We start from the raw sequence: 22,257 nt of genomic DNA on the forward strand, positions 1-22,257 counted from the left end.
GGATATGTACCCCCGCAAGAGCCAGGCCGCCATCACGCCCCCCCCCCGTAATCATTCAAACCACATCAACCCCCACATGAATCGCATCATGCCGCCAGAACTCCAGATCACAATCAATCAACCGCTCATACTGATCATAATTAACGCGAGCAATCCGCAACCCCGGACTCCCCAGCGACACCCGCAACGCCGCCGCCGCATCCACCGGTAACGACGTCGGCACAATCTCGAACCGCACCCGCCCATAATGCAAATCGTAATGCCGCGCATACAACTCGGTAATCGACTGATTCAAATCGAACTCGAGAACCCCCGGAAAAAACTGCGGATTCAGGTAATGCTCCACATACAGTACCAACCGCCCATCAATGCGCCGAGACCGGCAGATCTGAATCACACTCGACAGCGCCGGTAACTGCAGCCAGTCACACACCGCCGCCGACGCCGGCTGCAAACGCGCCGAGATCACCTCGGTCGATGGCTCCCGCCCCTGGGCACTGACCATCGCGTGAAAATGGCTGCGTTGCATCAGGTTGTAGGCCAGGCGCGGGGGCGATACAAACCAGCCGCGACGCTCCTCACGATAAATCTGCCCCTGGGCTTCGAGCTGCAACAGCGCCTCACGCACAGTGATGCGCGTGGTGCCGAACAGCTCACTGAGCTTGCGCTCGGCCGGCAACTTGCTCGCCGGTGCCAGCAAGCCATGATCGATCTGTTCCTGCAGGACCTGACCGATGGCTGTCACCGCCTTGATTGCCTCTTCACGCATCAACGTTACCTATCTGGACTAGACCAGCACTGATTCGGGGCCGGAACGCGCCAAAAGACGCCTCCTCAAACGTAGCGCAAGCCTAGGCATTCCATATGACTGATCCATGACAAAGCCGCCGGATGGCGACGCAAGGTCTGTGCAAATTAACGGCCAAGTCCTTGAAAACCGGGACCGTAACCATGGTCTACGCTTACCTCGCGAGCATTGCGCCCAAGCGAAAGAAAAGCGGGAGTGCGCAAGGCCGACATCAAAGTGTCATCCAGCGCACCTAAATTGGCTCAGGTATTGCTGACCTAGACCAACCCAACCGCAAACGATCGATAAAACGCAGCGTTGAATACGCCCAAAGGAGCTTTCGATGAAACAGCTTTTCCTGGCATCACTGTTAGGCTCGACCATTGCCATGTGCACCAGTGCCATGGCCGCTGATACCGATCTGAAAACCCTGGAAGCCGCTGCGCGGGCGGAAGGCGCCGTGAACAGCGTCGGCATGCCCGATGACTGGGCCAACTGGAAAGGCACCTGGGCAGACCTGGCCAAGACCTACGGCCTCAAACATATCGACACCGACATGAGTTCGGCTCAGGAAATCGCCAAGTTCGCCGCCGAAAAAGACAACGCCAGCGCCGACATCGGCGACGTCGGTGCGGCGTTTGGTCCGATCGCGGTCAAGCAAGGCGTGGTGCAGCCTTACAAGCCAAGCACCTGGGATCAGGTTCCGGCCTGGGCCAAGGATAAGGACGGCAATTGGGCACTGGCCTACACCGGCACTATCGCTTTCATCGTCAACAAGAAGCTGCTGCACGGTTCCGAAGCACCCACCCAGTGGGCTGACCTCAAGACGGGTAAATACAAGGTATCCATCGGTGACGTGAGCACCGCCGCACAAGCGGCCAACGGCGTGCTGGCCGCCGCTATTTCCAAAGGCGGCAACGAGAAGAACATTCAACCGGCGCTGGAGCTCTTCGCCGATATCGCCAAGCAAGGCCGCCTGTCGATGGCCAACCCGACGATTGCCACCATGGAAAAGGGTGAAATCGAAGTCGGCGTGGTCTGGGACTTCAACGGCCTGAGTTACAAGGCCAAGATGGCCAATCCGGATGATTACGTGGTGCTGATCCCATCCGACGGTTCGGTGATTTCCGGCTACACCACCATCATCAACAAGTACGCGAAGAACCCGAACGCAGCCAAACTGGCCCGCGAATACATCTTCAGCGACGCCGGCCAGATCAACCTGGCCAAAGGCAATGCCCGTCCAATTCGCGCCGAGCACATCAAGCTGCCGGAAGACGTGAAGGCCAAGCTGCTGCCTAACGAGCAGTACAAAAACGTGACCCCGATCAAAGACGCAGATGCATGGGAAAAGACCTCCAAGGCTCTTCCTCAGATGTGGCAGGAAGAAGTCATTATCAACATGCAGTAATGCTGAAACTGTAGGCGCTGCCGCAGGCTGCGGCAGCGTCTACGACGATTTGATCCAGTTTCGCTTTCGGAGTCATCGCCCCTATGAAGCACAACGTCATCCTTGTCGTGCTCGACGGCCTCAACTACGAGGTTGCCCGGCACGCCATGGGGCACTTGCAGGCCTACATCGGCGCAGGACGCGCGGCACTCTATAAACTGGAGTGCGAACTGCCTTCCCTGTCCCGACCGCTTTACGAATGCATCCTCACCGGCGTGCCACCGATCGAGAGTGGCATTGTCCACAACAACATCTCGCGCCTGTCCAATCAGCGCAGCATCTATCACTACGCCACCGAGGCCGGCCTCACGACCGCTGCGGCGGCCTATCACTGGGTCAGTGAGCTGTACAACCGCTCGCCGTTCGTGGCGGCACGGGACCGACACACCGACGACACGGCGTTGCCGATCCAGCACGGTCACTTCTACTGGAACGATCACTACCCCGACTCGCACCTGTTCGCCGATGCCGAACACCTGCGCCTGCGCCATGCACCCAACTTCATGCTGGTGCACCCGATGAACATCGACGATGCCGGGCACAAGCACGGCCTCGATACCCCGCAATACCGTAACAGCGCCCGCTCGGCCGACATCATCCTGGCCGACTACCTGCAAGGCTGGCTCGACGCCGGCTATCAGGTGCTGGTAACCGCCGATCACGGCATGAACAACGACCGCTCCCACAACGGCCTGCTCGCCGAGGAACGGGAAGTGCCGCTGTTCGTCCTTGGCGATGCCTTCAGCCTCGATGCCGGCGCCGCCCCCAGACAGACCGACATCTGCGGCACCGTCTGCGAACTGCTGGGTGTGGCCCACGACAAACCTGTGTGCAGGGAGCTGCTGAAGTGAACTCCATGACTCGCGGCAAATGGCTGGCCGCCCTGTGCCTGGTGCCCTTCGCGCTGTTCTTTATCGTGTTCCAGATCGCCCCGCTGACCTGGGTGATGATCAACAGCCTGCAATCGGAGGAGTTCGGCTGGGGCCTGGCCAACTTCAGCAAGATTTTCAGCTCGAAGTTTTACCTGCAAGCGATCCAGTACAGCCTGGAGATCAGCTTCTGGTCCAGCGTGTTCGGCATCGTCATTGCAATCCTGGGCAGCTACTCGCTGCGCCGGGTCGACTCGAAACTGCGCAATTTCGTCAACGCCTTCGCCAACATGACCAGCAACTTCGCCGGCGTGCCCCTGGCCTTTGCCTTCATCATTCTGCTGGGCTTCAACGGCAGCATCACCATCATGCTCAAGCAAGCCGGGATCATCCAGGACTTCAACCTGTACTCCAAAACCGGGCTGATCATTCTCTACACCTACTTCCAGATTCCCCTGGGCGTCTTGCTGTTGTATCCGGCATTCGACGCCTTACGCGAAGACTGGCGTGAATCGGCGGCGCTGCTGGGTGCCAACGGCTGGCAATTCTGGCGGCACATCGGTCTGCCGGTACTGACCCCGGCCCTGCTCGGGACCTTCGTGATCCTGCTGGCCAATGCCCTGGGGGCCTACGCCACTGTCTACGCCCTGACCACCGGTAACTTCAACGTGCTGCCAATCCGCATCGCGGCGATGGTCTCGGGTGACATCTCCCTGGACCCGAACATGGCCAGTGCCCTGGCGGTCGTGCTGGTGAGCCTGATGACCCTGGTGACCGTGGTCCATCAGTTGCTGTTGAAGAGGAGCTACCATGTCTCGCGTTGAATCCGGCTCTGTCGCCGTGTACCACCGCGTGGTGGTTTACCTGTTGTTTGCCATTCTGCTGCTGCCACTGGCCGGCACCCTGATCTACTCGATCGCCAGCAGTTGGTCGGCGACAATCCTGCCCAGCGGCTTTACCTTCAAGTGGTATATCCAGCTGTGGAGCGACCCGCGCTTTCTCGCGGCCTTCGGTCAATCGCTGCTGGTGTGCGTGGGGGCGCTGATACTCTCGGTGGTGCTGATTCTGCCGCTGCTGTTCGTGGTGCACTACCACTTTCCAAGACTCGACCCGTTGATGAACATCCTGATCCTGCTGCCCTTTGCCGTGCCACCGGTGGTGTCTTCGGTGGGGCTGTTGCAGCTCTATGGCTCGGGGCCTTTCGCGATGGTCGGTACGCCGTGGATTCTGGTGGGGTGCTACTTCACCGTCGCCTTGCCGTTCATGTACCGGGCGATCACCAACAACCTGCAGGCGATCAACCTGCGCGACCTGATGGATGCCGCCCAACTGCTGGGCGCCAGTACCTGGCAGGCGGCGTTCCTGGTGGTGCTGCCGAACCTGCGCAAAGGCCTGATGGTGGCACTGCTGCTGTCGTTCTCGTTCCTGTTCGGCGAGTTCGTGTTCGCCAACATCCTCGTCGGCACTCGCTACGAAACCCTGCAGGTCTACCTCAACAACATGCGTAATAGCAGCGGTCACTTCACCAGCGCGCTGGTGATCTCCTACTTCTTCTTTGTGCTGGTTCTGACCTGGGCTGCCAATATCTTGAACAAGGACAAAAGCCAATGAGCTTCGTCAGCGTCCAACACTTGCAAAAAAGCTACGCCGGCACCGCCGTGTTCAGCGACATCAACTGCGAAATCCAGAAAGGCGAATTCGTCACCCTGCTCGGTCCGTCCGGGTGCGGCAAATCCACCCTGCTGCGCTGCATCGCCGGGCTGACCGAGGTGAACGCGGGCAAGATCCTGCTCGAGGGCCAGGACCTGGTGCCCCTCAGCCCTCAGAAGCGCGGGATTGGCATGGTGTTCCAGAGCTATGCGCTGTTCCCCAACATGACCGTGGAACAGAACGTCGCCTTCGGCTTGCGCATGCAAAAGGTCAACGCCGACGACAGTCGCAAGCGCGTACTGGAGGTGCTGCAACTGGTGGAACTGACCGACTTCGCCGCGCGCTACCCCCATCAACTGTCCGGCGGCCAATGCCAGCGCGTGGCCCTTGCCCGTTCACTGGTCACCCGCCCGCGCCTGTTGCTGCTCGATGAGCCGTTGTCGGCGCTGGATGCGCGGATCCGCAAACACCTGCGCGAGCAGATCCGGCAGATCCAGCGCGAACTGGGGCTGACTACCATCTTCGTCACACACGATCAGGAAGAAGCCCTGACGATGTCTGACCGGATTTTCCTGATGAACCAGGGAAAGATCGTACAGAGCGGCGATGCCGAGACGCTCTACACTGCACCCGTCGATGCGTTCGCCGCCGGCTTCATTGGCAACTACAACCTGCTCGACGCGGCCAGCGCCAGCCAACTGCTGCAACGGCCCATCAACAGCCGCATCGCGATTCGCCCCGAAGCCATCGAGCTGAGCCTCGATGGCCAGCCGGATGCGTTGATCCGCAGCCATAGCCTGCTGGGCAATGTGATTCGCTATCGGATCGAAGCGCGCGGTGTGGAACTGGTGGTGGATGTGCTGAACCGCTCGGCGGCCGACCTGCATGCCGACGGTCAGCGCCTGGCACTTTCCATCGATCCCACTGCCCTGTGTGAGGTAGCCTGATGTTCTGGCGGCGCCCACCGATTCTGAAGAGAGAGTTGCACTGATGGCCCTGGCAATTTTTGATCTGGACGAAACCCTGATCCATGGCGACTGCGCCACCCTCTGGAGTGAACAGATGGGCCGCCTGGGCTGGGTCGACCCTGAGTCGTTCATGCGCCAGAACAACGCGCTGATGGACGCCTACAGTCACGGCAAGCTGCGGATGGAGGAGTACATGGCGTTCAGCCTGGAACCCTTGATCGGCCGGACACCGGAAGAAGTCCGGCACCTGGTCGAGCCCTGGGTGGAGGACTTCATCGAGCCCATCATCTTCAGCGAGGCCACCCGGACCATTGCCGCTCACCGCAAGGCCGGCGACCGGATCCTGGTCATCTCCGCCTCGGGCACCCACCTGGTCGGGCCGATTGCCGAGCGCCTGGGTATCGACGAGATACTCGGCATCGAGCTGGATGTCCGGCATGGGGTCTACAGCGGCCAAACCGTCGGCACCCTGACCTACCGCGAAGGTAAGATCACGCGCCTGCTGGAATGGCTGGACGCCGAAGAGGAAAACATTGAAGGCGCGAGCTTTTATTCGGACTCACGCAACGACCTGCCGTTGCTGCTCAAGGTCGACCATCCCCATGCGGTCAACCCGGATCCGGTACTGCACGAACACGCCGAAAAGGCCGGCTGGCCGATCCATCTCTGGAAGTAAGCAAACAAACCCTGTGGCGAGGGAGCTTGCTCCCGCTCGGTCGCGCAGCGCGCCGGTTTTGGGAGCGCTTCGCGCTCCAGCGGGAGCAAGCTCCCTCGCCACCTTCAGGCCAGACTCTCGTCGATCACCAGCACCAGCTTGCCCGACACCTGGTTGCTCGCCAGCTCGGCAAACGCCGCTTCGGCGTCCTGGATCGGGAAGGCCCTGGCCAGTTGCGGGCTCAGGCGCCCTTCGGTGAACAGTGGCCAGACATGCACGCTCAGATCGCTGAACAGATCAGCCTTGAACTGATCGTCACGATTGCGCAAGGTCGACCCCAACAACTGGATCCGCTTGGCCAGTACTTGCGCCAGGTCCAGCCGGGTCTCGCGACCGCCCATCAAGCCGATCAACACCCAACGCCCATCACGCGCCAATACCTTCAGGTTCAACTCGGCATAGCTGGCCCCCACCGGGTCGAGAATCACATCGAAGGGCCCCAGCTCGCTCAAACCCTCCAGCCCATCGGTGCGCACCACCCCGCCTTGCGCGCCCAGTGCCTGGCAGTAGGCCAGGCGGTCGGTGGAACCGACACTGACCCAGCACGGGTTGCCAAACGCCTTGCACAGCTGAATGGCGGCTGAACCAACACCACTTGCCCCGGCATGCAACAACACCTTTTCACCCGGCTTGAGTGCCGCCAGCTGAAACAGGTTCGACCAGGCCGTGCTATACACCTCGGGCAAGGCTGCCGCTTCGGTTAGCGACAGGCCCTCTGGCACCGGCAATACGTGGCGAGCGTCGACCACCACCTCTTCAGCCATCCCGCCACCGGCCAGCAACGCACACACGCGATCACCGACCTGCCAGGCAGATCCCGGGCCGACCTCGCTGATCACCCCGGAACACTCTAGCCCCAACACCTGGCTGGCCCCGGGGGGCGCAGGATAGAGCCCGGCCCTCTGCAACAAGTCCGCCCGATTCAAGCCCGCAGCCGCCACACGAATGCGAACCTGCCCCACATCACAGACCGGTGTCGGCGCTTCAACCCACGCCACATGTCCGTCAACGCCTTGCAATGCCTTCACAGTGCCTCCATAGTGAGTCTGGACTGAGCCCGGTGCTATAGCGCCGGGTTTTTTGCATTATGCGACCGGTTCTTGTGGAACCGGCGACTTCAAAGACGGCCTAATATGCGTTATCAATTGTCCCCGCGTCGAATCGGCATGAAGCATTTGTTCTCCAGCACCGCACTCGCTCTATTCATTGGCCTGGGCAGCTTGTCGCTCGCGCCCGATACGTTCGCAGCCAATAGTTGGGACAAGCTTCAGCCCGGTCGTGACGAGGTGATTGCCAGCCTGAACGTCGTCGAGTTGCTCAAGCGCCATCATTACAGCAAGCCGCCCCTGGATGACGCCCGTTCGCTGATCATCTATGACAGCTACCTGAAGCTGCTGGACCCGTCGCGCAGCTACTTCATGGCCAGCGATATCGCCGAATTCGACAAATGGAAAACCCAGTTTGACGACTTCCTCAAAAGCGGCGACCTGAACGCCGGGTTCACGATCTACAAGCGTTATCTGGACCGCGTCAAAGCGCGTCTGGAATTCGCTCTGGTCGAGCTGAACAAAGGGGTCGACAAGATCGACTTCACCACCCGGGAAACCTTGCTGATCGATCGCAAGGACGCTCCGTGGCTCACCTCCACTGCCGAGCTCGACGACCTGTGGCGCAAACGCGTCAAGGACGAAGTGCTGCGCATGAAAATCGCCGGCAAGGACTCGAAACAGATTCAGGAAACCCTGACCAAGCGCTACAAGAACCAGCTGTCGCGCCTGGGGCAGACCCGTGCGGAAGATATCTTCCAGGCGTACATCAATACGTTCGCCATGTCTTACGACCCGCACACCAACTACCTGTCACCGGATAACGCGGAAAACTTCGACATCAACATGAGCCTGTCCCTCGAAGGCATCGGCGCCGTGTTGCAGAGCGACAACGATCAGGTAAAAGTCGTGCGCCTGGTGCCGGCAGGTCCGGCCGACAAGACCAAGATGGTCGCCCCGGCCGACAAGATCATCGGCGTTGCCCAAGGCAACAAAGAGATGGTCGACGTGGTTGGCTGGCGCCTGGACGAAGTGGTCAAGCTGATCCGCGGGCCAAAAGGGACCGTGGTGCGCCTGGAAGTGATTCCGGCCAGCAACGCACCGAACGACCAGACCAGCAAGATCGTGCCGATCACCCGCGAAGCGGTGAAGCTGGAAGACCAGGCGGTGAAGAAGTCGGTGCTGAACCTCAAGCAGGACGGCAAGGACTACAAGCTGGGCGTCATCGAGATCCCGGCCTTCTACCTGGACTTCAAGGCGTTCCGTGCCGGTGATCCGGACTACAAGAGCACCACCCGCGACGTCAAGAAACTGCTGACCGAACTGCAGAAGGAAAAAGTCGACGGCGTCGTCATCGACCTGCGCAACAACGGCGGCGGATCCCTGCAGGAAGCCACCGAGCTGACCAGCCTGTTCATCGACAAGGGCCCGACCGTGCTGGTACGCAATGCCGATGGCCGGGTCGACGTGCTGGAAGACGAAAACCCCGGCGCCTTCTACAAAGGCCCGCTGGTGTTGCTGGTCAACCGCCTGTCTGCATCCGCCTCGGAGATTTTTGCCGGCGCCATGCAGGATTACCACCGCGCGATGATCATCGGCGGCCAGACCTTCGGCAAAGGCACCGTGCAGACCATTCAGCCGCTGAACCATGGCGAACTGAAACTGACCCTGGCCAAGTTCTACCGGGTTTCCGGCCAGAGCACCCAGCATCAGGGCGTACTGCCGGACATCGACTACCCATCGCTGATCGACACCAAGGAAATCGGTGAAAGCGCCCTGCCCGAAGCGATGCCGTGGGACACCATTCGGCCTGCGATCAAGCCTGCCGTCGATCCGTTCAAACCATTCCTCGCCCAACTCAAGGCCGAGCATGACGCGCGCACGGACAAGGACGCAGAGTTCGTGTTCATCCGTGACAGACTGGCACTGGCCCAGAAGCTGATGGCGGAAAAAACCGTCAGCCTCAACGAAGCCGAGCGCCGGGCTCAGCACGCCGACATCGAGGCCAAGCAGCTGGCGATGGAAAACCTTCGTCGCAAGGCCAAGGGTGAAGCGCCGCTCAAAGAACTGAAGAAAGAAGACGAAGACGCCATCGCCGCCGAGCCAGACAAGACCAAGCCGGAAGACGACGCCTACCTCAGCGAAACCGGGCGGATTCTCCTGGATTACTTGAAGCTGAACACGGCGGTCGCCAGCGCCAAGAAGTGATGGCAATTTAATGTTTACGCTCCCCCCTGGAGCGTCATCAAACAGTCATCAATCTGTCGTGAAATACAGGACCGGGTCCGCCTTCCAACACAGGGCGGACCCGGTCCTTTTTTATCGCCAGAGATTGCCATGACCACCACCGAACAGCTGAGTGCCTTGAGTTCAATTCTGGCTCAAGGGGCCTTGCACAGCCTGTTCCAGCCCATCGTTTCGCTCTCTGAACGACGCATTCTCGGTTACGAGGCCCTCAGCCGGGGCCCCTCCAACAACCCCCTGCACTCCCCGCTCGCCCTGTTCTCCGTGGCCCGTCAGGCCGGGCGCCTCAGCGAACTGGAGATCGCCTGCAGGCACAGCGCCTGCCGTCGTTTCAGTGAACAACGGTTGCCAGGCAAGCTGTTTCTCAACGTCTCCCCTGAAACCCTGCTCGAAACCGACCATCAACCCGGCAGAACCCTGCACATGCTCCAGGAACTCGGTATCCCGCCGAGCCAGGTGGTGATCGAATTGACCGAACAAACACCGACCGATGATTTCCAGCTGCTGCAAAACGCGCTGCATCACTATCGGTCGATGGGGTTTTCGATTGCCCTCGATGACTTGGGGGCTGGCTATTCCAGCCTGCGGCTGTGGTCGGAACTACGTCCGGAGTATGTGAAGATCGACCGGCATTTCATCGACGGCATTCACCTGGACGCCCTCAAGCGCGAGTTCGTCGGCTCGATCCTGCAAATCGCCAAAGCCTCGCGGGCCCAGGTGATTGCCGAAGGTATCGAACTGCCGGAAGAACTCGCGGTGCTGAGCGAAATGGGCGTCGACCTGGTCCAGGGCTACCTGCTGTGCCGCCCGCAGGAACATCCGCCGCGGGAAGCCCGCAACCTGCTGCCCAGGCATGACAGCAGCGCCGTGACGCTCAACGATGAACTGCGCGACCTCAGCGCCTTGCTCAACGAGCAACCCGCCGTGCGCCACGACACGCCAACGGCCAACGTGCTCGAAGCCTTTCGCCGCCAAGCCAACCTGAACTCGCTGGCGGTGCTCGACGAGCGAAGCCAACCCTGCGGCATCGTTCACCGTCACTCGCTCTCGGACGCACTGCTCAAGCCGTTTGCCACCGATCTGTTCGCCCGTAAACCCATCAGCCGCCTGATGAACGATGATTTCCTCGCCGTGGAGCTCAGCCAGTCGCTGCAACAGGTCAGCCGCCTGATCACCAGCCGCGCTCGCCAACGCATTGAAGAGGACTTCATCATCACCCTCAATGGTTGCTACCTGGGGCTGGGACGGGTGATCGACGTGCTTAAACTGATAACCGAACTGAAGATCCAGCAGGCCCGATACGCCAACCCGCTGACCCTGCTACCGGGCAATGTGCCCATCCAGCAGTGCCTGACCCGGTTGCTGCAACAGCGCCGCGAGTCAGTGATCTGCTACGTCGACATCGACAGTTTCAAGCCGTTCAACGATATCTATGGCTACGGGCGTGGCGACGAAGTCCTGCTCTGCCTGGCGCAATGCCTGAACGAATGTATCGATCCCGGCCGCGACTTCGTCGGCCATATCGGCGGCGATGACTTCCTGCTGGTACTGGGCCCGGAAGACTGGCAAAAACGCCTGAACCAATTGCACGACGACTTCCACCGTCAGTGCCGGCGCTTCTACCGCGCCGATCACCTGGAGGCCGGCTGTTTTATCGCCGTCAATCGCCAGGGTGTAAGCCAGGAATATGCGTTGTTGTCCCTGTCCATCGGCGTCGTGCATCTGCACCCACAGGCCTGCGGGCAACTCGATGCCAGCCGCTTGGCGGAGCTGGCGTCACATGCCAAGCACCACGCCAAGCATGTGCCGGGGTATAGCGTGCATGTGATTGATAGCCTGGCAAGCGCCTGAAAAACCGGGCGCCCGCAAGATCGCCAGCGCCGGCACGGCTAGTGCGAACCGGGCTCCAGCGCCTTGAGCTTGTGCTCGGCCAGGGGATGCCCGGCCTTGGCTGCCATCCGCCACCAGCGCGCCGCCTCGGCAGCGTCCGGGGCCTTGCCCGGCGTTCCGGCCAGGCTGATCACGCCTACCTGATAGGCTGCTTTGCCATCGCCCGCCAAGGCTGCCAGGCGCAGCAAGCGCACGCCCTCCTCACGAGCACCCAGGCCGACGCCGCGAAACGCCAGGATGTGCCCATAGAAGCTCTGGGCGCCGACATCTCCCAGGTTGGCCATGCGTGCGAACTGGCCTTCGAGCCAGTGCCAGCCGCGCGGCTGGCGCACGAACCACGACCAGTGAAACAACCGGCGTGCCAGCCAGTAACCGACATGCGCCTTGAGTCGTAGAAACACTCAGGCCTCCGCGGATTCAGGGTATTCGTATTCAAACACCCGAACCACTTCCGAGGCGTGCCAGGATGCCGCCGCGACGCCATCGGACGGCCCGGAAAACCGTCCCAGGCGCTCGACACATTCGAAGAAACCGGTGCGCGGCAGGCGACTGGCGCCCTGGCTGATCACCAGCGAACTGCGCAAGGGCTGCTCGGCCTTGGCATCCAGGGCCGCCAGGTGTTCAAGGGCCGCAGTGAGGGTTTGCATGGCCGGCGTGGGGAGTTGCAAGCGCTCGAGCAACGCACGATAAGTCAGCAGGTGGCGCTGTCGACGGGCCTGGTCCAGCTCGCCCAGTAAACCGTCCCAATGTTGACGACTGATTCGCACACTCACGATTCATCCCTCCATCCCTGCACCTTCAACTCCCAGGCCAGGCTGCGGCGGATCGCAGCGTCAGGTTGACGCTCGCCACTTTCAATCAGGGCCAGGTAAGAAGGACTGATGCCTACCGTGCGGGCCAGCGCTTCGATCGCGATGCCCTTTGCTTCACGCAAACTGCGTAGTTGATCCAGACCTGGAAGTTCCTGGTCTGCGGAGGACACGTGACGAGCTGTTGCTTCACGTGCAGGTGATTCGCTAACGCCTGCTGCTTTCAATAACGCTTGATACTGAGCCCATGGCAACACCGCATACTCGGGCTCGCCATCACGTGCAATGATCTGAATATCCATGACTACCCCGTAGGACAACAACACTTAGCGAGTCGGCACTTTTCCTTAGAAGTGTAATCCTAACAGCCGCCAAGGTCGCGAGGGGGGATCAATCTGCAGATGAACCTGATTCGGCTCAGGTTTTTTTCGGGCCCTGCAGTTGCAGTTGCTCCGGTGTATCGGGCAACCGCTCCACCACGGCCAGCTTTTCCGGCCGCTGACGGCTGCGCCAGACACGGAAAGCATTCAGTTCATCGGCCAGGGTTTTCATCAACCAGGCGAGCACGGCGATGTCATCGAACATGCCGAACAGGGGAAGGAAATCAGGAATGGCGTCAATCGGGCTAAGGAAATACATCAGCCCCGCCACCACCGCCACCAACGCCTTGGGGCTGATGGCACGGTACTCGCCACGCCAGTACGCCAGGCACAGTGCCTGCAGCAAACGCAGGTCATCCTTGAGCTTACCCAGCCGCCAGCCTTGATTGGCGCCCTTGCGGGCCACCGCGAACAGCAGTGTCGGCAAACGTCCACGACTGATCAATCGACCGGCCAGCGGCAGAAACCGAGCGAAACTCCAGGGTGCTTTCATCATCCCTCCACTGAAATGTTATCCACACAAATTGTGGATAACCTTGTGAACAGAGCCCTATTTCACGCCTCAAAGCCCCGTTTTACAAGGCCCCCAGTCAGATCGGGCGTTTTTTACTCACATAAAAAAACCCAATATTTCATTGACTTGGCAACCTTCCGGGCTATCGGCACTACTTTCAGTGCTATCACGCCAGCCCAGGGCATCCGTTCAATCGAATGCCCGGCCACCGGACACCAGATGCAACAACGCCCCGGATAAGCGGGGCGTTGTTGTCATACCAGACGCTGATTACTTCTCGGCGTCTTGCTTGGCAGGATCCTTGATCGCCAGCAGTTCCAGGTCGAATACCAGCACCGAGTTGGCCGGGATTGCCGGGCTAGGGCTTTGTGCGCCGTAGGCCAGTTCGCTAGGAATGTACAGCTTGTACTTCTCGCCGACGTGCATCAGTTGCAGGCCTTCAACCCAACCCGGGATCACGCCGCTGACCGGCAGGTCGATCGGGCTGCCACGCTCGACGGAGCTGTCGAAAACGGTGCCGTTGGTCAGGGTGCCGGTGTAGTGAACAGTCACCACGTCGGTCGGCTTCGGCTGAGCGCCATCGGCCTTCTTGACGACTTCGTACTGCAAGCCGGAAGCCGTGGTGGTCACACCGGCTTTCTTGGCGTTGTCTTCGAGGAATTTCTTGCCGGCGGCAGCCGACTCTTCGCTCATCTTGGCCATACGCTCTTCAGCGCGCTTTTGCAGCGCAGCGAAAGCTTCGACCAGTTCATCATCCTTGAGCTTCTGTTCTTTCTTGCCGATAGCATCTTCGATGCCTTGGGCTACAGCTTTGGAATCCAGATCATCCATACCTTCCTGTGCCAGGCTCTTGCCCATGTTCAGGCCGATACCGTAGGAAGCTTTTTGCGCCGGGGTTTTCAGCTCAACGCTGGTCTGCGAGTCACAACCCGCGAGTACCAGGCTAACCAGGGCCACCGCCGCCGCCAACCGATGCTGTTTCATGCTATTTCCTTGTTCATGCGCCTAAAGGGCAATCGAGTAAAGCCGCGAGCTTATCAGGCCGCCACGACCAATGGCTACCGGCATGAGAGCAGTAAACGTCCGATAAGTTCAGGTCTTTTAACGCGTTTTACTCAGGTGTGAGCATGAAATTTCTGTCAGCCTACCCCCATGGTTGCGGATGCCGATTCGCACGACATCTGGCGTAATGGCTACTTGCTGCTGAACTGCGCCTCAGGCATAACAAAATACTTAATCGACAAGGATGTTTATCTTGCGCCTCTTATTCCGTGTGCTGTTACTGATCGCGGCCCTGCTGCTGGTCGCGCTGGCCGTGGTGCTGTACTACGTTGCCAACCCGAAACTACCGACCTATACGCCTGCCCAGCAGGTGCATTACCTGCCGCAATGGAGCGCCGACGACCGTCAGACGTTCTATTTCACGCCCCAGGGCACCCAGGTCAAGGGCTTGCGCTACACCTGGTTCAACGCCCTTGAACTGCCGTTTTCGCAGCAACGTTTCGCCGCGCCCGAGTACCTGGCGCGCTTCGGTTTCCTGGTGGATCCGGCGCAAAAAGCCACGCCAGGCAACCCTGGAAATCTGCCGGTAGGCTTCACCCGCCATCAGAATTCCGGCAGCAAAGAAGAGTTTCTGGATATTACCTGCGCCGCCTGCCACACCGGCGAACTGCGGTTCAAGGGCCAGGCCGTACGCATCGATGGCGGTACCGCCCAACATGTACTGCCCTCCAGCGTACCGACACTGCGCGGCGGTAGCTTCGGCCAGGCGCTGGTCGCCAGCCTGGCCTCGACCTACTACAACCCATGGAAATTCGAGCGTTTCGCCCGCAATGTGTTGGGCCAGGACTACGACGCCGGGCACTCGCAACTGCGCCAGGACGTCAAGGCGTCACTGGACATCTTCCTGGGCGTCGCCTGGAACGATACCCATCGCGGTCTCTACCCGACCGAAGAAGGCCCCGGGCGCACCGACGCGTTCGGACGTATCGCCAACGCCGCCTTCGGCGACGCCATTTCCCCCGACAACTACCGCGTCGCCAACGCCCCGGTGGACTATCCACAGCTCTGGGATATCTGGACCTTCGACTGGGTGCAATGGAACGGCTCGGCCCAGCAACCGATGGCACGCAATGTCGGTGAAGCCCTGGGGGTCGGCGCGACGCTGAACTTCTTCGATGCCAATGGCCAACCGCTCAAGGGCGACGACCGCTACCCCTCCAGCGTCCGTGTGCGCGACTTGCACCTGATCGAAGAAACCCTGAAACGCCTCCAACCGCCCGCCTGGCCCGAAGCACTGTTTGGCAACATCGACAAGCCGCTGGCGGCCCAGGGGCGTGCACTGTTCGCCGAAAACTGCGCCGGCTGCCATGTTCCGAGCGTGGCCCAGGCCAACGGTCGACCGGAGAAGAAGCTGAAAATGCTCCCGGTCGAGGTGATTGGCACCGACCCGGGAGCGGCCAACAACATTGCCAACCACCGGTTCGACCTCCGCTCACTGCAATGGGACCCGGCGGAACTGGCCAACCTCGATGTCAAGCTGCAGCCCGCGCCCGAGGAACCGCTGGACCTGAGCCAGCTCTCGGTCGCCAAAGGCCTGGCCTACGTCACCGCTTTCGTTGAGCGCCGCGCTTATCGCGAGGCCGCTGTCACGCCCGAGGAACGTCCGGCCATGGACGGTTTTGGCCTGCCCATCGGGGTGCGCGAAAAGACTGCCTACAAAGCCCGGCCCCTGGCGGGCGTATGGGCAACGGCGCCCTTCCTGCATAACGGATCGGTGCCAAGCATTTACCAGCTGCTCTCACCCCAGGATGAACGGGCAACCACCTTCTATAAAGGCACCTTCGAGTACGACCCGAAGCATCTGGGGTATCGCACGCAAGCCTTTACCAACGGTTTTGAGTTCGACACGCGAATCACCGGCAACCACAACAGCGGTCACGAATTCCGTGCCGGCGAACGTGGCAACGGGGTCATCGGACGCTTGCTGCAACCACAGGAGCGCTGGGCACTGCTGGAGTACCTGAAAGTGCTCGGCGGTCCGCTGGAGGCGCAACTGCCATGACCCCCGACTCGAACCCAAGGAGTTTTGCATGTTGATGACACTGTGGTTGCGCATGTGCGTTCTGCTGGGCAAGGCCGTGCTGTTTGTGGTGGGCCTCGGCCTGCTGGGCTGGGCCGTGGCAACCGCCTGGTCGGCCTGGCAGCACCGCGGGCCCGTGCCTGCCCAGGAGCAGATACCCACCGACGAAGCGGCGATGACCCGGGATGTCATTCAGACTGCCGTGCGCATCGTCGACTCGCACCGGGAGAACACCCGCTACTTGCGTGATGCCCACGCCAAGGCTCACGGCTGCCTGAACGCTGAAGTTCAGGTCCTACAAGACCTGACGCCCGAACTGCGCCAGGGTGTTTTCAGCGAGGCCGGCAAGACCTGGCAAGCCACCCTGCGCCTGTCCAACGGCAGCCCCTACCCGCAATTCGACAGCCTGCGCGATGCCCGGGGCATGGCGCTCAAATTGCTCGATGTGCCGGGTACGCAGTTGCTCAAGGATCGGCAAAGCCGTGGCGAACAGGATTTCGTGATGTTCAATCACCCGAACTTCTTCGTCAGCGATGTCGCCGAATACCGTCAGAACGTCGCCGCGCAGGCTGACGGCAAGAAAGTGATGGCGTTTTTCCCCGGCTGGGATCCCCGGACCTGGCAGGTTCGCCACCTGTTCATCGCCCTGGCGACACTGGCGCCCGCACCGGCCAGCCCGACCCAGACCACCTACTTTTCGGTGTCGCCCTACAAGTTCGGCAGCGCCAATGCGAAATTTCGTGTCGCGCCGGACCCGGACAGTTGCCCGGTCTACACCCTGCCCCCGCAGAATCAGGCACTGCCCAACTTCCTGCGCAGCGCACTGACCCAACAACTGTCGACGGATCGGGTTCCGGCCTGCTTTGTCCTGCAGATCCAGCGCCAGGACCCGAGCCAGTACATGCCGATCGAAGACACCAGCATTGAATGGCGCGAAAGCGATGCACCGTTCGAAACCGTGGCACGGATCAGGATTCCCGCCCAGGACTTCGACACGCCGGCGCAGAACCTGCAATGCGACAACCTGTCATTCAACCCCTGGTTCGGCCTTGAAGCCCATCGTCCGATTGGCGGCATCAACCGATTGCGCAAAGCGGTGTATGAAGCCGTCAGCGACTACCGACACGCGCGCAACGCCGAACAATAGCGCTACCTGAAGCCGGCCTCTCCACAGAGCCGGCTTCAGCCCCATCAAGACTCAGTAGCGCGCATCAATCGGCTTGCCACCCTCAGGCCAGTCCTTGACCTTGTCCGGGAAGTCCGGACGTGGCTGATGCGAGAAGTACTCCGCGACGTCCACCGCCTCCTGATCGGAAAGCCCACCCTGCCCTAGCGGGAACTGCTCATGAAAGCCGACCGGCATGTTGCGCTTGACGAACGCCGCGGCGGTGTAGGTCCGCGCCATGCCCGCGCCGATATTGAATGACTCGTCGCCCCAGAGTGGCGGAAACACCCATTCTCCACTGGCACGCTTCAGGCCTTCGCCCGCTGCGCCATGGCACACCGCACATTGCTTGGCATACACCCGTTGACCGTTCTCCCGGTCGGGCTTGATCGCCGTGTCGACTTTGCCGACGCCACGCCCGGCGACTTTGTCCCCAGGCAAGGTGTTGCGCTTCATCCAGTCGAAGTAGGCAATCATCGCCTGCATGTCCGCCGACTGTACGGGAAGCGGTTGCCCATTCATCGAACGCCGGAAGCAACCATTGATCCGGTCAGCCAGGGTGATCTGCCGGCCCGCGCGGGGCGCGTAACCCGGGAAGAATGCCGACACACCGACAAAGGGCGAGCCGTCCGCGACGGTGCCCGCGTTGAGATGGCAACTGGTGCAGTTCAGGGCGTTGCCCACGTTGTCCGGCAACAGTGCCTTGGTTTGCAGGTGCAGGCGCATGCCACGCACCACCTGCTGCGCATTGGGCGCGACCAGCATGTCGGCCAGGCGAGGCGTTTCAAAGGTTGAAGAGTCGGTGACCGGCTTGAGTTGCCCGCGCATCTGTTTGACCTGGGCGGCGCTGATCACCGAGCCACTGTTACCCCAGCTTGCGCGCACGAAACTGAGGATCTCGGCGATTTCCTGATCGGACAGCCGGGCAAACCCGGGCATGGTATAGACCCGGGGGTGGGTCAGGGTTTCGGCGGTTTTCCAGCCCGTCAGGGTGATGTGCAGTAACGACGCCGGGTCGGCCGAGGCCACGCTCGGATTACCCGCCAGCGGCGGGAACATCGCATTCACACCGCCACCGTCCGGACGATGGCAGTCGGCACAAAACTGCGTGTAGCCCAAGCCGCCACGGCTGCTGAACAGCGTCGCCGGAGGTTCAGCCGGGGCAAGCGGCAGGGTTTGCGGCGGCAGGTCATCTTTGCCGGCCGGCAAGGACTTGAGGTAGGTCGCAATCGCGATCAGATCGTCGTCGGTAAAGTGCTGGGTGCTGTGATGGATCACCTCCGCCATGTTGCCTGACACCGTGGCAAAGCGATTTTGCCCGGTCTTGAGCAATTGCACCGTGTCGTCGACAGTCCACAGGTTACGCAGGCTGAGCGCGCGCCACTGTTCCACGGTTTCCCCGGCCAGATAGTGCTCGCCGCTGGAACCGGCATCGCTCATGGCCTTCTCCTGAAAGGCGATGCCCCGTGGCGTATGGCAAGCGCCACAGTGCCCCAGGCCCTGCACCAGATAGGCGCCGCGGTTCACTCGCTCATCCTTGACGGGGTCGGGTACGAAGGGCGTGTGATCGACAAACAACAGATTCCAGAACCACAGCCCCCAACGCTGGTTGAACGGCCAGCTCATGTCCGCCTGTAGATTGACTTGTTTGACGGGGGTGACCCCTTGCAACAGATAGGCATACAGCGCCCGCATGTCCGTTTCGCTCATTTTCGCGTAGGACGGATAAGGCATCGCCGGGTAAAGGTTATCGCCCGCCGGCGTGACACCTTCACGCATGGCACGGTCGAACTGCTCGAACGTGTAGCGGCCGATTCCGGTCTCCGGGTCCGGGGTAATGTTGCTGGAATACAGCGTGCCCATCGGTGTTTTCAACTCCAGGCCACCGGCCATGACCGCGCCGCCCTTGGCGGTGTGGCAGGCAATGCAGTCGCCGAGCTGGGCGACATACTTGCCCTGCTCGATCTGCGTACCTGGCTGGGTTGCCGCTACCGAAGCCGGCTCACTGGCGTTGAGTTGATGCACAAACAACAACGACGAGACCAGCATGGCCAGTCGCGGCAAATTCAAATCCATTGAAACACCCCTTTTGGGTCTGGCGACGGGTCGTCCCGTTGGCCAGTTTCCTATTGGTTTTTATCGCCTCATCAGGCAAGAACCGGGACCTGCAGGTCCCACTTTGTTTCTATAGGAATTGGTGGGGGTGGCCGTTGACATGAATCATTGGCGAGCGTGTATGCCGGACAATCGAATGACCAGGCATGTGCGAGAATTGGAAGAAGGCAGAAAACAGGCCGTTGCGGGGTACTCAACTGGCGGCAAGCGCTTGCATTGAGCAAACCCCAGACAGCAAAAAGCCCGCATTGAGCGGGCTTTCTGTGGTGACCTGGCGTTCAGTGTTCCAGGTTACCGAATATGGCGCAGCGGACGGGACTCGAACCCGCGACCCCCGGCGTGACAGGCCGGTATTCTAACCGACTGAACTACCGCTGCGCGTAGCGTTGAAAGTAAATGGTGGGTGATGACGGGATCGAACCGCCGACATTCTGCTTGTAAGGCAGACGCTCTCCCAGCTGAGCTAATCACCCTTTACCTTCGTTGCGGGGCACATTATGCCACAGGTTTTCATAAAGTGTTGATTTAATTGAAATATTTTTCAAAAAATCTGAAAACCGGTGAAACGATGCATCCTGCAGGAACAACAGACAGAAAAAAACCCGCGTGAGCGGGCTTTTCCGTGGTGACCTGGCGTTCAGCGTTCCAGGTTACCGAATATGGCGCAGCGGACGGGACTCGAACCCGCGACCCCCGGCGTGACAGGCCGGTATTCTAACCGACTGAACTACCGCTGCGCGTAACACTTGAAACGAATGGTGGGTGATGACGGGATCGAACCGCCGACATTCTGCTTGTAAGGCAGACGCTCTCCCAGCTGAGCTAATCACCCTTCGCTTCGGTGTGGCGCGCATTCTACGGAGCAGCCCCACCTCTGGCAAGCACTTTTTTAAATAATTTTCTCAGGCCTTCCAAAGGCTTAGCGAAGGGTTGGCCTATGACGCCGCGCGGAGAATAATGCCCCCCTTTGTATAAAGGAGAGACTCACCCCATGTGGTTCAAAAACCTGCTTATCTATCGCCTGACCCAAGATCTGCCTTTTGATGCTGAGGCGCTGGAAACTGCACTGGCCACCAAACTGGCGCGTCCATGTGCAAGCCAGGAGTTGACCACCTACGGTTTCGTCGCGCCGTTCGGCAAAGGCGAAGATGCCCCACTGGTGCATATCAGCGGCGATTTCCTGCTGATTGCCGCACGCAAGGAAGAACGCATTCTGCCAGGCAGCGTCGTACGTGACGCCGTCAAGGAAAAGGTCGAAGAGATCGAAGCCGAGCAAATGCGCAAGGTCTATAAGAAGGAGCGTGATCAGATCAAGGATGAAATCATCCAGGCCTTCCTGCCGCGCGCCTTTATCCGTCGCTCCTCGACCTTCGCCGCCATTGCGCCGAAACAGGGCCTGATCCTGGTCAACTCGGCCAGCCCGAAACGTGCCGAAGACCTGCTCTCCACCCTGCGCGAAGTGATCGGCACGCTGCCCGTGCGCCCACTGACCGTGAAGATGTCCCCAACCGCGACCATGACAGAGTGGGTCACCACCCAGAAAGCTGCGGACGACTTCTTCGTGCTGGACGAGTGCGAACTGCGCGACACCCACGAAGACGGCGGCATCGTGCGCTGCAAGCGCCAGGACCTGACCAGCGAAGAAATCCAGTTGCACCTGAGCACTGGCAAAGTGGTGACTCAGTTGTCCCTGGCCTGGCAGGACAAGCTGTCTTTCGTGCTTGACGACAAGATGGTGGTCAAGCGCCTGAAATTCGAAGACCTGCTGCAGGACCAGGCTGAACAGGACGGCGGCGATGAGGCCCTTGGCCAACTGGATGCCAGCTTCACCCTGATGATGCTGACTTTCGGCGATTTCCTCCCGGCGCTGGTTGAAGCACTAGGCGGTGAAGAGACTCCGCAAGGCATCTGAATCGTCGATACAGACGAAGCCTGACAGGACCCGTGCAAACGCCACCGCTTCGGTGGCGTTTGCACATAACCGGCAACAGATTGCGCACGTAACTTGATCACCAGGTTAATAATGGGCACTATACTGCGCATCGCGAGGACGACCTTGCGGCTCGATCGAGTCATTAATCTGGGGACGGCCCCATCAATCGATGGAGGTTTCCATGTCCTGGATCATTCTGTTTTTCGCTGGCCTGTTTGAAGTCGGCTGGGCCGTTGGCCTGAAGTACACCGACGGCTTCACGCGCCCTCTTCCCACTGCCCTGACCGTTATCGCCATGGCTATCAGCCTTGGTCTACTGGGCCTGGCGATGAAGGAATTGCCGCTGGGAACGGCCTATGCGATCTGGACCGGTGTCGGCGCCATAGGCACGGTGATCGCCGGGATCATCCTGTTCGGTGAGTCCATGGCGTTGTTCCGCCTGGCCAGCGTCGCACTGATCATTGCCGGGTTGGTCGGCTTGAAAGTCAGCGCCGCCTGACACACAAAAACGCCCGCAGATTGCGTAATGCCAGTCAGTTAAGAGAAATAAAGCCGAACACGAAACCCGTGGCGAGGGAGCTTGCTCCCGCTGGGCTGCGTAGCAGCCCCAAAACAGGGCCGCTTTGCGCCCCAGCGGGAG

General features: G+C 60.5%; 20 protein-coding genes and 4 tRNA genes. 12 read left to right on the forward strand and 12 right to left on the reverse strand.

Annotated elements, in window-relative coordinates:
* Positions 1 to 55: 55 nt before the first annotated feature.
* On the reverse strand, positions 56 to 769 hold the full coding sequence (locus AC3WQN_RS19320; RefSeq protein ID WP_103400758.1) for a UTRA domain-containing protein: 714 nt from the start codon (positions 767 to 769) through the stop codon (positions 56 to 58).
* 361 nt (positions 770 to 1,130) lie between these two features.
* On the opposite strand from AC3WQN_RS19320, the gene AC3WQN_RS19325 reads away from it, so the two are divergent.
* The 6 genes from AC3WQN_RS19325 (at position 1,131) to AC3WQN_RS19350 (ending at position 6,400) form a co-directional block, all read left to right on the forward strand.
* Positions 1,131 to 2,198 carry an ABC transporter substrate-binding protein gene (locus tag AC3WQN_RS19325; protein ID WP_095143992.1) on the forward strand — a complete coding sequence of 356 codons (1,068 nt, stop codon included), beginning with the start codon at positions 1,131 to 1,133 and terminating at the stop codon, positions 2,196 to 2,198.
* Positions 2,199 to 2,281: 83 nt separating this feature from the next.
* On the forward strand, positions 2,282 to 3,088 hold the full coding sequence (locus AC3WQN_RS19330; protein WP_103400757.1) for an alkaline phosphatase family protein: 807 nt from the start codon (positions 2,282 to 2,284) through the stop codon (positions 3,086 to 3,088).
* Positions 3,089 to 3,093: 5 nt separating this feature from the next.
* Positions 3,094 to 3,930 carry an ABC transporter permease gene (locus AC3WQN_RS19335; RefSeq protein ID WP_178081916.1) on the forward strand — a complete coding sequence of 279 codons (837 nt, stop codon included), beginning with the start codon at positions 3,094 to 3,096 and terminating at the stop codon, positions 3,928 to 3,930.
* On the forward strand, positions 3,917 to 4,717 hold the full coding sequence (locus tag AC3WQN_RS19340; protein ID WP_103400755.1) for an ABC transporter permease: 801 nt from the start codon (positions 3,917 to 3,919) through the stop codon (positions 4,715 to 4,717). The genes AC3WQN_RS19335 and AC3WQN_RS19340 overlap by 14 nt, the downstream gene beginning before the upstream one ends.
* Entirely contained in the window at positions 4,714 to 5,703 is a 990-nt protein-coding gene (locus tag AC3WQN_RS19345; protein ID WP_103400754.1) for an ABC transporter ATP-binding protein, read from the forward strand. The genes AC3WQN_RS19340 and AC3WQN_RS19345 overlap by 4 nt, the downstream gene beginning before the upstream one ends.
* Before the next feature lie 43 nt (positions 5,704 to 5,746).
* Positions 5,747 to 6,400 carry an HAD family hydrolase gene (locus AC3WQN_RS19350; protein ID WP_103400753.1) on the forward strand — a complete coding sequence of 218 codons (654 nt, stop codon included), beginning with the start codon at positions 5,747 to 5,749 and terminating at the stop codon, positions 6,398 to 6,400.
* A gap of 104 nt (positions 6,401 to 6,504) precedes the next feature.
* On the opposite strand, the gene AC3WQN_RS19355 is transcribed toward AC3WQN_RS19350, so the two are convergent.
* Positions 6,505 to 7,467 (reverse strand): NAD(P)H-quinone oxidoreductase, encoded by a 963-nt coding sequence (locus AC3WQN_RS19355; RefSeq protein ID WP_103400752.1) that lies wholly within the window; start codon positions 7,465 to 7,467, stop codon positions 6,505 to 6,507.
* Positions 7,468 to 7,605: 138 nt separating this feature from the next.
* On the opposite strand from AC3WQN_RS19355, the gene AC3WQN_RS19360 reads away from it, so the two are divergent.
* Both AC3WQN_RS19360 and AC3WQN_RS19365 read left to right on the forward strand, forming a co-directional pair.
* Entirely contained in the window at positions 7,606 to 9,693 is a 2,088-nt protein-coding gene (locus AC3WQN_RS19360) for a carboxy terminal-processing peptidase (protein WP_178081915.1), read from the forward strand.
* A gap of 129 nt (positions 9,694 to 9,822) precedes the next feature.
* A complete protein-coding gene (locus tag AC3WQN_RS19365; protein ID WP_103400750.1) occupies positions 9,823 to 11,580 on the forward strand; it encodes a bifunctional diguanylate cyclase/phosphodiesterase in 1,758 nt (585 codons plus the stop codon).
* A 38-nt stretch (positions 11,581 to 11,618) separates the two neighbouring features.
* Here the strand turns inward: AC3WQN_RS19365 and AC3WQN_RS19370 are convergent, their stop codons facing one another.
* From AC3WQN_RS19370 to bamJ, 5 genes are all read right to left on the reverse strand, one after another.
* Positions 11,619 to 12,020 (reverse strand): SEL1-like repeat protein, encoded by a 402-nt coding sequence (locus AC3WQN_RS19370; protein ID WP_103400749.1) that lies wholly within the window; start codon positions 12,018 to 12,020, stop codon positions 11,619 to 11,621.
* A complete protein-coding gene (locus AC3WQN_RS19375) occupies positions 12,021 to 12,392 on the reverse strand; it encodes a hypothetical protein (RefSeq protein WP_003223109.1) in 372 nt (123 codons plus the stop codon).
* On the reverse strand, positions 12,389 to 12,730 hold the full coding sequence (locus AC3WQN_RS19380) for a helix-turn-helix domain-containing protein (protein ID WP_095144002.1): 342 nt from the start codon (positions 12,728 to 12,730) through the stop codon (positions 12,389 to 12,391). The genes AC3WQN_RS19375 and AC3WQN_RS19380 overlap by 4 nt, the downstream gene beginning before the upstream one ends.
* A gap of 115 nt (positions 12,731 to 12,845) precedes the next feature.
* On the reverse strand, positions 12,846 to 13,301 hold the full coding sequence (locus AC3WQN_RS19385) for a YkvA family protein (RefSeq protein WP_103400748.1): 456 nt from the start codon (positions 13,299 to 13,301) through the stop codon (positions 12,846 to 12,848).
* Between the two features lie 291 nt (positions 13,302 to 13,592).
* Positions 13,593 to 14,306 (reverse strand): BamJ family beta-barrel-assembly machinery protein, encoded by a 714-nt coding sequence (gene bamJ, locus AC3WQN_RS19390; protein WP_095078378.1) that lies wholly within the window; start codon positions 14,304 to 14,306, stop codon positions 13,593 to 13,595.
* Between the two features lie 271 nt (positions 14,307 to 14,577).
* Here bamJ and AC3WQN_RS19395 point away from each other — a divergent pair, with 271 nt between their 5' ends.
* Positions 14,578 to 16,386, forward strand: a complete 1,809-nt coding sequence (locus AC3WQN_RS19395; protein ID WP_103400747.1) for a di-heme-cytochrome C peroxidase — start codon at positions 14,578 to 14,580, stop codon at positions 16,384 to 16,386.
* Between the two features lie 28 nt (positions 16,387 to 16,414).
* Positions 16,415 to 17,551, forward strand: coding sequence for a catalase family protein (locus AC3WQN_RS19400; RefSeq protein ID WP_103400746.1), 1,137 nt, complete (start codon positions 16,415 to 16,417; stop codon positions 17,549 to 17,551).
* Positions 17,552 to 17,602: 51 nt separating this feature from the next.
* Here AC3WQN_RS19400 and AC3WQN_RS19405 read toward each other — a convergent pair whose 3' ends face one another.
* The 5 genes from AC3WQN_RS19405 to AC3WQN_RS19425 form a co-directional block, all read right to left on the reverse strand.
* On the reverse strand, positions 17,603 to 19,645 hold the full coding sequence (locus AC3WQN_RS19405; protein ID WP_103400745.1) for a c-type cytochrome: 2,043 nt from the start codon (positions 19,643 to 19,645) through the stop codon (positions 17,603 to 17,605).
* Between the two features lie 340 nt (positions 19,646 to 19,985).
* A tRNA-Asp gene (locus AC3WQN_RS19410) sits at positions 19,986 to 20,062 on the reverse strand.
* A 19-nt stretch (positions 20,063 to 20,081) separates the two neighbouring features.
* Positions 20,082 to 20,157, reverse strand: a tRNA-Val gene (locus AC3WQN_RS19415).
* A gap of 187 nt (positions 20,158 to 20,344) precedes the next feature.
* Positions 20,345 to 20,421: transfer RNA gene (locus tag AC3WQN_RS19420), tRNA-Asp, on the reverse strand.
* Positions 20,422 to 20,440: 19 nt separating this feature from the next.
* Positions 20,441 to 20,516 (reverse strand) — tRNA-Val (locus tag AC3WQN_RS19425).
* 159 nt (positions 20,517 to 20,675) lie between these two features.
* On the opposite strand from AC3WQN_RS19425, the gene rdgC reads away from it, so the two are divergent.
* Entirely contained in the window at positions 20,676 to 21,596 is a 921-nt protein-coding gene (gene rdgC, locus AC3WQN_RS19430) for a recombination-associated protein RdgC (RefSeq protein ID WP_103400744.1), read from the forward strand.
* A gap of 202 nt (positions 21,597 to 21,798) precedes the next feature.
* Positions 21,799 to 22,116 carry a quaternary ammonium compound efflux SMR transporter SugE gene (sugE, locus tag AC3WQN_RS19435; protein ID WP_095078382.1) on the forward strand — a complete coding sequence of 106 codons (318 nt, stop codon included), beginning with the start codon at positions 21,799 to 21,801 and terminating at the stop codon, positions 22,114 to 22,116.
* The last annotated feature ends 141 nt before the right edge of the window (positions 22,117 to 22,257 follow it).

Source organism: Pseudomonas sp. FW300-N1A1 (assembly GCF_058789115.1).